Raw genomic sequence first — 11,743 nt, 5'->3', positions numbered from 1 at the left:
CCATGAGCACCAACTCCCGTCTGCGCACGTTCGGTTCCCGCGAGGTCGGCCCCGGCCGCCCGGTCTACATCTGCGGCGAGATCGGCATCAACCACAACGGCGACCTCGAGAACGCCTTCAAGCTGATCGACGTGGCCGCCGAGGCCGGCTGCGACGCCGTCAAGTTCCAGAAGCGCACCCCCGAGATCTGCACCCCGCGCGACCAGTGGGACATCGAGCGCGACACCCCCTGGGGCCGGATGACGTACATCGACTACCGCCACCGCGTGGAGTTCGGCGAGGACGAGTACCGCCAGATCGACACGTACTGCAAGAAGAAGGGGATCGACTGGTTCGCCTCCCCGTGGGACACCGAGGCCGTCGCCTTCCTGGAGCAGTTCGACGTCCCCGCCCACAAGGTGGCCTCCGCCTCCCTCACCGACGACGAGCTGCTGCGCGCCCTGCGCGCCACCGGCCGCGCGGTCATCCTCTCCACCGGCATGTCGACGCCGAAGCAGATCCGCCACGCCGTCGAGGTCCTCGGCAGCGAGAACATCGTCATGTGCCACGCCACCTCGACCTACCCGGCCAAGGCCGAGGAGCTCAACCTCCGCGTGATCAACACGCTGGAGAAGGAGTACCCGAACGTCCCGATCGGCTACTCCGGCCACGAGACCGGCCTGCAGACCACACTGGCCGCCGTCGCCCTCGGCGCCGTCTTCGTCGAGCGCCACATCACCCTCGACCGCGCGATGTGGGGCTCCGACCAGGCCGCCTCCGTCGAGCCCCAGGGCCTCACGCGCCTGGTCCGTGACATCCGCACCATCGAGGCCTCCCTCGGCGACGGCGTCAAGAAGGTCTACGACTCCGAGCTCGGCCCCATGAAGAAGCTCCGCCGCGTCAGCGGTGTCGTCGCGGAGGCGGAGATCGCCGCGGCGGCGGGCGAGCCGGTCGCGGTCTGAGCCACCAGGGTCCGAGACACCCACCACTACGGGACGGTCGTACGAGGATGAGCCCCCGCGCCGGCATCGACACCGGCACCACCCCCCACACCCTCGCCTTCGTCGAGAGCCCGGTGCAGCTCCTGAACGTGCTGGAGTGGGCGCACACCCGGCCGCACGCCCAGTCGGCCGCCCAGTCGCCCGCCCCGGAGGCGTCCGGCCCGGAGCTCACCCTCGTCGTCCTGTCCCCGACCGACCCGATGACCCGCGGACAGCTGCGGCGCATGGCCGAGCTGGCCCGCGACGAGGGGCACGCCGTGCGCTGGGAGGAGGCCCGCGGCGGGACCACGGCCCCCTTCCGCACGATCGGCGGGCTCGCCCCGCTGCTGCGCCGGGCCCGGCGGGTCGTCATGGGCGATCCCTTCTCCCGGTACGTCCAGCTCCTTCTCACCATCACCAGGGCCACCGATCTCGTCGTGGTCGACGACGGCACCGCGACCATGGAGTTCGTCGGCCAGCTCGCCCGCGGCGAACGCCTCGTGCGCTGGCACCGCAAGGGCGGCCGGCCCGGCCCCCGCGACCTCCTCTTCGCCCCGGTGTCCTCCTCGGCCCGCCGCCGCCTCACCCCGTCGGCCGACACCCGGGTCGAGGTCTTCTCCGCGATGCCGGTCCAGGACGTCCCCGAGGGCGTCACGGTCACCGCCAACACCTTCACCTGGACCCGGGCCCGCTTCGGGCCGCCGCGCGTCACCAAGGGCGCGGACATGGTCGGCACCTCGCTGGTCGAGACCGGTGTGGTGGACGCCGACCGCTACCTGGAGGCCGTCCGGGCACTCGCCCGGGCTCATGGCGCGGCCCGCTACTTCGCCCACCGCCGCGAGAGCGCGGACAAACTCCACCGGCTGGCCGTGGAGACGGGCCTGGAGGTGGTCCGCCCCGACCTCCCCCTGGAACTGATCGCCCGCCGTGGCCCGATCGGCCGTACGGTCCTCAGCTTTCCGTCGACCGTCGTCCACACCCTCCCCCTCGCCCTCTCCGGCACCGACGTCCGCGTGGCGGTCTGCGACATCGACCCCACCTGGCTGACGGAACACGCGTCCCCGAGGGCCCAGGGCTTCCTGTCGGGGGTCACGGGGACGGCGCGGGACGTGCATCGGCTGGCGGCGGTGATGCCGTAGCGGCGGCCCGTCACCCGGCTGCGGGTTGGTTGTGGCCGGTCGCGCAGTTCCCCGCGCCCCTGAAGCGCCCGCGCCCCTGAAGCGCCCGCGCCCCAGGGGGGCACCCACCCATCGGCCGCGACCTCCACCCCCGCGCCGCTACACGCCGGTCGCCCTCGCCAGGAGGTACGCCCGGGGATACGTGCGGCCCTGCTCCGGGGCCAGCACCACGCGCGCCAGTACCTCGAAGCCCGCCTCCCCCAGCAGCCCCGCCACCACCTCCGGGTCCCGGAACCAGTACCGCAGCGAGACCTCGTGCCCGAAGCGTTCCGTGACGTGCAGTTCCTCGCCCCGTCCGGTCTGGAAGGCGAGGAGCAGATGTCCGCCGGGGACCAGCACACGGCGGAACTCCCGTAGTACGGAAGGGAGTTCGGCGTCCGGCACATGGATCACGGAGTACAGCGCCAGCAGTCCGGCGAGGGAGCGGTCCGGCAGGTCGAGCCCGGTCATCGAGCCCACGTGGAACCGCAGGTGCGGATGCGCCCGCGAGGCCAGCGCCACCATGCGCGGCGACACGTCCACCCCGAACACCGACAGCCCGAGCGCGTGCAGCCGCCGGGTCACGTACCCCGGCCCGCTGCCGACGTCCGCCACCGGCTCGCCGCCCCCGCGCTCCTTCACCAGGTCCACGAAGCCGGTGACCAGCGCTCTGTCCAGGTGCCGGTGCTCCAGCCCGTCCGCGAACTCCTCGGTGTAGGCCTCGGCCATCGCGTCGTACGAGGTGCGGGCGGCGTGCAGGAAGTCGGCGTCCAGGTCGGTCATGGGCGCGCACACTACCGGCGAGCGCGGCGGCTCGTACGAACGTCCGATGAACGATTCCGGAACGTGGACACGGCAGGCGCCCCAGCCGTTCCTCATGGTATGGGTGAGGTTAGGAAGAGGGACGGCGCCGGATGAAAATTCGGCGAGTCTACCCACCCTCTACGGCAACCATGCGTCGCGCGGCCAACTTTTCTTCCTCCAACAGGTTGAAATTTTGTTGATCGGGTCAGTTGACCGCTTCGGCGTCCTACCCTTCAGAGGGTGAAGCAACTGATGTCCCGAGAGTCCGAGGCCGATCCCGCGAAGCGCGCCGCCCTGCCCGGCACGCTGCCCGAAGCCCTCCGTGCGGAGCTGGTCGCCTTCCGGCGCGACATGCACATGCACCCGGAGCTGGGCAACCAGGAGTTCCGCACGACCGCCGCGATCAAGGCCCGCCTGGAGAAGGCAGGCCTCAAGCCGCGCGTGCTCAGCGTCGGGACCGGTCTCATCTGTGACATCGGGATCGAGGAGGGGCAGCCGGTCTCCGGCGTGCCCGTCCTCGCGATGCGCGCGGACATCGACGCGCTGCCCATCCCGGACACCAAGACCGAGTGCGCCTACCGCTCGACGGTCCCCGACCGCGCCCACGCCTGCGGCCACGACGTGCACACCACCGTCGTCCTCGGCGCGGGTCTCGTGCTCGCCGAACTGCACCGGCAGGGCCGCCTCCCGCGCCCGGTGCGGCTGATCTTCCAGCCCGCCGAGGAGGTGCTGCCCGGCGGCGCCGCCGACGCCATCGAGTGCGGCGCGCTGGACGGCGTCGGCCGGATCATCGCCGTGCACTGCGACCCGCGCGTCGACGCGGGGGTGATCGGGCTGCGCGAGGGCGCCATCACCTCCGCCTGCGACCGGCTGGAGATCACCCTGGACGGCCCCGGCGGCCACACCGCCCGCCCCCACCTCACCACCGACCTGGTCACCGCCGCGGCCCGGGTCGTCACCGACGTGCCCGCGCTGGTCGCGCGCCGGGTCGACACCCGGGCGGGCCTCGCGGTCACCTGGGGCCGGATCGAGAGCGGCCACGCCCCGAACGTGATCCCGCAGCACGCCGAGCTGTCCGGCACCGTGCGCTGCCTGGACATCGAGGCCTGGCGGCAGGCCCCGGACATCGTCGTGGCGGCGATCGACGAGGTCGCCAACCTGCACCGCGCCAAGTCCGAGATCAACTACGTCCGGGGCGTCCCGCCGGTGGTCAACGACGGCGCGGTCGCCGCCCTGCTGCAGGACGCGATGGTCGCCCGGCGCGGCGAGGACGCCGTGGAGGGCACTGAGCAGAGCCTCGGCGGCGAGGACTTCTCCTGGTACCTGGAGCGGGTCCCGGGCGCGATGGCCCGGCTCGGCGTGCGTCCGCCGGGCGAGCGCACGGTGCGCGATCTGCACCAGGGCGACTTCGACGCCGACGAGGACGCGATCACCGTCGGCGTGGAGCTGTTCACGGCCGCCGCCCTGCTGGACGCGGCGACGCGGGACGCGTGAGGCGGTATCCGACCGCGGGGACGACGGGGTGACCGGAAGGTGCCTCTTCGTCCCCTTGTGTCACCCGTCCGTAACGCCCAGGACGCGCTTGCACCCCAAGGTCGGCACGAATCGATAACGGGAGCGAGCAACCCCGTTCCCCTCCCCTTCTACGCGCGTTACTGTCGCCGAAATCGCCACCCGGTTCGGCTTGTTGGGGAGCCCCCCGGAACGGCGCCACCAAGGGGAAAGCGGGCCGGTCACGGCGCCGTGGGGATGCGAAGGGGTACTTGCTGTGCGTCTGATATCTCGGAGGAGCAGATTCTCCCAGGCAGCGGTGGCCGTAGCGGTCATCGCGGTCGCGGCCACCGGCTGCGGTGAGTCCAGCACCGGTTCCAAGGCGAACGACTCGGCTTCGTCGTCGTCCGGGAAGTACTCGGGCAAGGGCATCGGTCTCGCGTACGACATCGGCGGCAAGGGCGACCAGTCCTTCAACGACGCCGCCTACGCCGGTCTGCAGAAGGCCGAGAAGGAGTTCGGCATCGGCGGCCGGGACGTCGAGCCGCAGGACAACGAGACCGACGCGGACAAGATCCAGCGGCTGACCCAGCTGGCCCAGGCCGGCTACAACCCGGTGATCGGCGTCGGCTTCGTCTACGGGCCGGCCGTCAAGGAGGTCGCCGCCAAGTTCCCGAAGACCACCTTCGGGATCATCGACGACGAGAGCGTCCAGGCGACGAACGTCGCCGACATGGTCTTCCACGAGGAGCAGGCCTCCTACCTGGCGGGCGTCGCCGCCGCCAAGGCCTCCAAGAAGGCGCACATCGGCTTCATCGGAGGCGTGGACATCCCGCTGATCCACAAGTTCGAGGCCGGGTACGTCCAGGGCGCCAAGTCGGTCAACCCGAGCATCAAGGTCGAGTCGCAGTACCTCACGGAGACGCCCCAGGAGGGCGGCTTCTCCAGCCCCGACAAGGGCAAGGACGCGGCGAGCGGCCAGATCGAGGCGGGTGCCGACGTCCTGTACGCCGCGGCCGGTCTGTCCGGTCAGGGCGTGATCAGCGAGGGCGCCGCCAAGAAGGTCTGGGTCATCGGCGTCGACTCCGACCAGTACAACCAGAGCGCGCTCGCCACGTACAAGGACTACATCCTCGGCTCGGCGCTGAAGAACGTCGGCGGCGCGGTCTACGACCTCGTGAAGTCCGTCTACGAGGGCAAGCCGCTGTCCGGCGTGGTCCGTGGCAGCCTCTCCAACGACGGCGTCGGATTCGCCGACTCCAACCCGAAGTACAAGGCGATGACGGACGTCGTCGCCGCGGTGGACAAGGCCAAGCAGGACATCATCGACGGCAAGGTCACGGTCAACACCAAGTAACACCCCGGCGGGGCCGCGTAACGCCGGCCCCGCCCGCCTCTTACGCCCTTCCGGGCGTCGTTGCAGCCCAAGCGCCCCTTGCGTCCCGCAGGGGGCGTTCTGCTGTACGTAACCTGGACTACAACTGTGGCCACAGCTCGATAACGGACCGGACAGAAGGGTTTTTCCTCCCGGTCTACGCGCGTTACGCTGCGGCGGAACCAGCGCCTGGTTTGGGCGCTTGCACAAAGGAGTCTCGTTCCATGCGCCGGGTGTCCCGAATCGCGGCTGCGGGTGTTGCCACCGCAGCTCTCGCCGTGACCGTTTCCGCTTGTGGAAGCTCGTCCACGTCGTCCTCCTCGTCCGAGAGCAGCAAGAAGAACCTGGGCCTCGCGCTCGCGTACGACGTCGGCGGCAAGGGCGACCAGTCCTTCAACGACGCCGCCACCGCCGGCCTGGAGCAGGCCGACAAGGAGTTCGGCTACAAGTCCACCGCGGTCGAGCCGCAGGACAACGAGTCCGACGCGGACAAGGTGCAGCGCCTGGAGAGCCTGGCCAAGGCCGGCTACAACCCGGTCATCGGCGTCGGCTTCGCCTACGCGCCGGCCGTCAAGGAGGTCGCGGCCAAGTACCCGAAGACCACCTTCGGCATCGTGGACGACGAGACCATCAAGGCCGCCAACGTCGCCGACCTGGTCTTCCACGAGGAGCAGGCCTCCTACCTCGCCGGTGTCGCGGCCGCCAAGGCCACCAAGTCGAACGTCGTGGGCTTCATCGGCGGCGTGGACGTGCCGCTGATCCACAAGTTCGAGGCCGGCTTCAAGCAGGGCGTCGAGGACACCAAGAAGGGCGTCACGGTCAAGTCGCAGTACCTGACCGAGACCGCCGCCGAGGGTGGCTTCTCCTCCCCGGACAAGGGCGAGAGCGCCGCCGACGGCCAGATCGACGCCGGTGCGGACGTCCTCTACGCCGCCGCCGGTCTGTCCGGCCAGGGTGTCATCAAGGCCGCCAACGCCAACAAGGTGTGGGCGATCGGCGTCGACTCCGACCAGTACAAGCAGGACGCGCTCAAGGCGTACAAGGACTCGATCCTGACCTCCGCCATGAAGAACGTCCAGGGCGCGGTCTTCGGCCTGGCCAAGTCGGTCGAGGACGGCAAGCCCGAGACGGGCGTGGTCCGCGGCAGCCTGGAGAACGGCGGCGTGAGCGTGTCGAACTCCAACCCGACCTTCGCCGACAACGCCGACATCCAGGCCGCGATCAAGAAGGCCGAAGAGGGCATCAAGAGCGGCACGATCACCGTCAAGACCTCCTGATCCGGGGATCGTACCGGTCAGAGGCATTGGCCAACGGTGCGCTGTGATGACAGCGTGACGGCCACGGAACGGGGCACGGGAACCACGGCGTACTCGTGCCCCCTTCGCGGCAGAATGCTCGGAACGGATCGTGACCGAAAATGAGCGATCAGGTCCGGGCACTATTTAAAGCAGGGGCGCTACGCGCGTAGAGCGGCCCCTTTCCCAAGGAGAGTGCGCCATCGACGCGTCCAGCAGCCCTCCGCTCACCGCACAGTCGACGATCGCGGTAGAGCTGGCGGGTATCACCAAGCGCTTCCCCGGTGTCGTCGCCAACCACGACATCCACCTGACCGTCCGCAAGGGCACCGTGCACGCCCTGGTCGGGGAGAACGGCGCCGGCAAGTCGACCCTGATGAAGATCCTCTACGGCATGCAGAAGCCGGACGAGGGCACCATCGCCGTCGACGGACAGCAGGTGAGCTTCTCCAGCCCCGCCGACGCCATCGCCCGCGGTATCGGCATGGTCCACCAGCACTTCATGCTGGCCGACAACCTGACCGTCCTGGAGAACGTGGTGCTCGGCAGCGAGAAGCTGCACGGCATCGGCGGCGCCGCCCGCAAGAAGATCAAGGAGATCTCCGACCGCTACGGCCTCGGGGTACGCCCCGACGCCCTCGTCGAGGACCTGGGTGTCGCCGACCGCCAGCGCGTGGAGATCCTCAAGGTCCTCTTCCGCGGTGCCCGCACCCTCATCCTCGACGAGCCGACCGCCGTCCTGGTCCCGCAGGAGGTCGACGCGCTCTTCGCCAACCTGCGCGAGCTCAAGGCCGAGGGCCTCTCCGTCATCTTCATCTCCCACAAGCTGGGCGAGGTCCTCTCCGTCGCCGACGACATCACCGTCATCCGGCGCGGCACGACCGTCGGCACGGCGGTCCCGTCCGAGACCACCCCCCGCCAGCTCGCCGAGATGATGGTCGGCTCCGAGCTGCCCACCCCGGAGACCGCCGAGTCCACGGTCACCGACCAGGCCGTCCTCACGGTCGCGGGCCTCACCGTCTACGCCAGCGGCGGCGCCTCCATGGGCACCGAGGCCGAGCCCACCGGCGGCATCACGCTGGCCCCCGAGGGCGGCGAGATCAAGCGCGTCCTGGACGACGTCAGCTTCACCATCCACGCCGGCGAGGTCATGGGCATCGCCGGAGTCGAGGGCAACGGCCAGACCGAGCTGATCGACGCCCTGATCGGCACCAAGAACGCCGACGCCGGCACGATCTCCTTCCTCGGCGAGGACATCACCCCCTGGCCCACCCGCAAGCGCCGCGAGTCCGGCGTCGGCTACATCCCCGAGGACCGCCACCGCCAGGGCCTGCTCCTGGAGGCCCCCCTCTGGGAGAACCGCATCCTCGGCCATGTCACCGAGACGCCCAACGCCAAGGGCTTCTGGCTGAACCCCAAGGGAGCCCAGGCCGACACCCGCCGGATCGTCGAGGAGTTCGACGTCCGCACCCCCGGCATCGACGTCACCGCCGCCTCCCTCTCCGGCGGCAACCAGCAGAAGCTGATCGTCGGCCGCGAGATGAGCCACAACCCGAAGTTCCTGATCGCCGCCCACCCCACCCGCGGCGTGGACGTCGGCGCACAGGCGCAGATCTGGGACCGCATCCGCGAGGCCCGCCGCGAGGGCCTGGCCGTGCTGCTGATCTCCGCCGACCTGGACGAGCTGATCGGCCTGTCGGACACCCTGCGCGTGATCTACAACGGCAGGCTGGTCGCCGACGCCGACCCCGCCACCATCACCCCGGAGGAACTGGGCTCGGCCATGACGGGTGCCGCCACCGGACACCTTGAGCACGTCGAGGAAGCGAGCGCCCCGGAGGACGAGGCCCGATGAAGAAGTTCGACAAGGAGCGCGTGCTCCTCGCCGTGGCCGGACCGGTCATGGCGCTCGTCGCGGCGATCCTGCTGACCTCGGTCGTGCTGATCGCCTCGGGCAAGAGCCCGATCGAGCCGTACACGCTCATGCTGGAGCAGATCGGCTACTCCGACGTCCAGGTCCTGATCATCAACCAGGCGTCGCTGTACTACGTCGCCGCCCTCGCGGTCGCCCTCGGCTTCCGCATGAACCTGTTCAACATCGGCGTCGACGGCCAGTACCGCCTCGCCGCGATGATGACCGCCGTGGTCGGCGCCCACATGGACCTGCCGGCCTTCCTCCAGGTCCCGCTGCTGCTGCTGGTCGCCGCCTTCACCGGTGGCATCTGGGCCGGCGTCGCGGGCGTCCTGAAGGTCACCCGGGGCGTCAGCGAGGTCGTCGCGACGATCATGCTCAACGCGATCGCCACCAGCCTCATCGCCTACCTCACCCTGCCCGACGTCTTCGGCCAGCTCGTCGGCGACAACAAGACCACCGGCATCATGAAGAAGTCCGGCTGGGTCCCCGGCATCAACCTGGGCGCCGACGTCGGCGAGATCTACGGTCTGGTCTTCCTCGCCGTCGCGCTCGGCATCGTCTACTGGCTGGTCCTCAACCGCACCCGCTTCGGCTTCGACCTGCGCGCCACCGGCGAGTCCGAGTCGGCCGCCGCCGCCTCCGGCGTCGACGCCAAGCGCATGATCCTCACCGTGATGATCGTCTCCGGCGCGGTCTCCGGCCTCGCCGGTCTGCCGCTGCTGCTCGGCGACGCCCACACCTACAGCCTGAGCTTCCCGACCGGCGTCGGCTTCACCGCCATCGGCATCGCCCTGCTCGGCCGCAACAACCCCGGCGGCATCGCCCTCGCCGCCCTCCTGTGGGCCTTCCTCGACAAGGCGTCCCCCGCCCTCGACTACGCGACTCCCGAGCCGTACGAGAAGGAGATCGCGATGATCATGCAGGGCCTGATCGTCTTCGCGGTCGTCATCTCCTACGAGGTCGTCCGCACCTGGGGCCTGCGCCGCCAGCAGAAGCGCGTCGGTGAGGAACTCGCCGCCGCCGCGAACACCAAGAAGGAGGTGGCGGTCTGATGAGCACCGCGACCATCGCGAAGCCGAAGTCCGGGCAGCCCGGCAAGGGCGGCCGCCGGATGTCGCTGCCGGTCCTCCTGCTGGTCATCGCGGGCGTCCTGATCCTGACCTCGGTGGTCCGTCTGATCACCGGCGCGGACGGCATCACGTCCACCGGCCAGATGTCCACCGCCCTGCGCGCCGCCGTCCCGATCGGCCTCGCCGGTCTGGGCGGTCTGTGGGCCGAGCGGGCCGGCGTCGTCAACATCGGCCTCGAGGGCATGATGATCCTCGGCACCTGGTTCGGCGCCTGGGCCGGCTACCAGTGGGGCCCGTGGACCGGCGTCGCCTTCGGCATCGTCGGCGGCGCGCTCGGCGCCGTCCTGCACGCCATCGCCACCGTCACCTTCAAGGTCAACCACATCGTCTCCGGTGTGGCCCTGAACATCCTCGCCCTGGGCGTCACCCGCTATCTGTCGAAGTTCACCTTCGAGGACGCCCCGCAGGGCTCCTCCAAGCAGTCCCCGCCGATCGAGTCGCTCGGCACCTTCGACGTCCCCGGCCTGTCCGGCTGGCTGGAGACCCTCAACGACAAGCACTGGTTCCTGATCTCCGACCTCGCCGGTCTGGTCGGCGGTCTGATCACCAACCTGTCGCCGCTCACCGTCGTCGCCGTCGCCCTCGTCCCGGGCACCTGGTACGTCCTGTGGCGCACCTCCTTCGGTCTGCGCCTGCGCTCCTGCGGCGAGAACCCGGTGGCCGCGGAGTCCCTCGGCGTCAACGTCTACAAGTACAAGTACATCGCCGTGATCGTCTCCGGCGGCTTCGCCGGCCTCGGCGGCGCCTTCCTGTCGATCGTCGCGTCGAACGTCTACCTCGACGGCCAGACCGCCGGCCGCGGCTACATCGGTCTCGCCGCGATGATCTTCGGCAACTGGATGCCGGGCGGCCTCGCCCTCGGCGCCGGGCTCTTCGGCTACACCGACAGCCTCAACCTGCGCGGCGGCGCCACCAACGTCCACGCGCTGATCCTGCTGCTGGCGATCCTGCTGGTCGTCGGCGTCGCCTACCTGGCCTGGAAGAAGCAGTACGTCCCGGCCTTCATCACCGCCGCGGTCTCGGCCCTGATGTTCGTCTGGTACGTCAGCACCGACGACGTCCCCAACCAGGTCGTCACCGCCACCCCGTACGTCGTCACCCTGCTGGTCCTCTCGCTGTCCGCCCAGCGCCTGCGCATGCCCAAGGCGGACGGACTGCCGTACCGGAAGGGACAGGGCAAGTGACCCCGGTCGACTGGGAGAAGCTGCGTTCGGTGGCCCGGGACGCCATGTCCCGGGCGTACGCCCCGTACTCCGGCTACCCGGTCGGCGTGGCGGCCCTCGTCGACGACGGCCGGATCGTCTCCGGCTGCAACGTCGAGAACGCCTCCTACGGGCTCGGCCTGTGCGCCGAGTGCGGGCTGGTCTCCGAGCTGCAGAACACCGGCGGCGGCCGGCTCACGCACTTCACCTGCGTGGACGGCAAGGGCGAGATCCTGGTCCCGTGCGGCCGCTGCCGCCAGCTGCTGTACGAGTTCGGCGGCGCCGAGCTCCTGCTGGAGACCCCGGCCGGCATCCTGCCCCTCGCCGAGATGCTTCCGCAGGCCTTCGGCCCGGACCACCTCACCAAGTAAGCAACCAAGCACCTCCGTACGGCCCCTCTGAATCGCTGGACACG

The 11,743-nt window shown here is 70.1% G+C and carries 10 protein-coding genes; 9 read left to right on the top strand and 1 reads right to left on the bottom strand.

Annotated elements, in window-relative coordinates; genetic code table 11:
* The first annotated feature begins 2 nt into the window (after positions 1-2).
* Positions 3-941, top strand: a complete 939-nt coding sequence (locus tag U5640_RS17100) for an N-acetylneuraminate synthase family protein (protein ID WP_340376660.1) — start codon at positions 3-5, stop codon at positions 939-941.
* A 47-nt stretch (positions 942-988) separates the two neighbouring features.
* Positions 989-2,098 carry a hypothetical protein gene (locus tag U5640_RS17095; RefSeq protein WP_340376659.1) on the top strand — a complete coding sequence of 370 codons (1,110 nt, stop codon included), beginning with the start codon at positions 989-991 and terminating at the stop codon, positions 2,096-2,098.
* 138 nt (positions 2,099-2,236) lie between these two features.
* Here the strand turns inward: U5640_RS17095 and U5640_RS17090 are convergent, their stop codons facing one another.
* Entirely contained in the window at positions 2,237-2,899 is a 663-nt protein-coding gene (locus U5640_RS17090) for a class I SAM-dependent methyltransferase (protein WP_340376658.1), read from the bottom strand.
* Positions 2,900-3,172: 273 nt separating this feature from the next.
* On the opposite strand from U5640_RS17090, the gene U5640_RS17085 reads away from it, so the two are divergent.
* The 7 genes from U5640_RS17085 to U5640_RS17055 all read left to right on the top strand — a co-directional run bounded on the left by U5640_RS17085 (position 3,173) and on the right by U5640_RS17055 (position 11,699).
* Positions 3,173-4,414, top strand: a complete 1,242-nt coding sequence (locus U5640_RS17085; protein ID WP_340376657.1) for an amidohydrolase — start codon at positions 3,173-3,175, stop codon at positions 4,412-4,414.
* A gap of 283 nt (positions 4,415-4,697) precedes the next feature.
* On the top strand, positions 4,698-5,768 hold the full coding sequence (locus U5640_RS17080) for a BMP family ABC transporter substrate-binding protein (RefSeq protein ID WP_340385154.1): 1,071 nt from the start codon (positions 4,698-4,700) through the stop codon (positions 5,766-5,768).
* A 242-nt stretch (positions 5,769-6,010) separates the two neighbouring features.
* Positions 6,011-7,063, top strand: a complete 1,053-nt coding sequence (locus U5640_RS17075) for a BMP family ABC transporter substrate-binding protein (protein WP_340376656.1) — start codon at positions 6,011-6,013, stop codon at positions 7,061-7,063.
* 262 nt (positions 7,064-7,325) lie between these two features.
* On the top strand, positions 7,326-8,936 hold the full coding sequence (locus tag U5640_RS17070; RefSeq protein ID WP_067248806.1) for an ABC transporter ATP-binding protein: 1,611 nt from the start codon (positions 7,326-7,328) through the stop codon (positions 8,934-8,936).
* The gene (locus U5640_RS17065) at positions 8,933-10,048 is read left to right on the top strand and encodes an ABC transporter permease (RefSeq protein WP_340376655.1); all 1,116 of its coding nucleotides are present in this window, start codon (positions 8,933-8,935) and stop codon (positions 10,046-10,048) included. The genes U5640_RS17070 and U5640_RS17065 overlap by 4 nt, the downstream gene beginning before the upstream one ends.
* Entirely contained in the window at positions 10,048-11,310 is a 1,263-nt protein-coding gene (locus U5640_RS17060; RefSeq protein ID WP_340376654.1) for an ABC transporter permease, read from the top strand. Before U5640_RS17065 ends, U5640_RS17060 begins: the two co-directional genes overlap by 1 nt.
* Complete coding sequence (locus U5640_RS17055) at positions 11,307-11,699, top strand: cytidine deaminase (protein ID WP_133912759.1); 393 nt, start codon at positions 11,307-11,309, stop codon at positions 11,697-11,699. Before U5640_RS17060 ends, U5640_RS17055 begins: the two co-directional genes overlap by 4 nt.
* Positions 11,700-11,743 lie beyond the last annotated feature (44 nt).

The organism is Streptomyces sp. SS7 (assembly GCF_037993025.1).
Lineage (GTDB): Bacteria > Actinomycetota > Actinomycetes > Streptomycetales > Streptomycetaceae > Streptomyces.
Note: the sequence above shows the minus strand (reverse complement) of the source record. Positions and strands in the feature narration are given on the sequence as shown.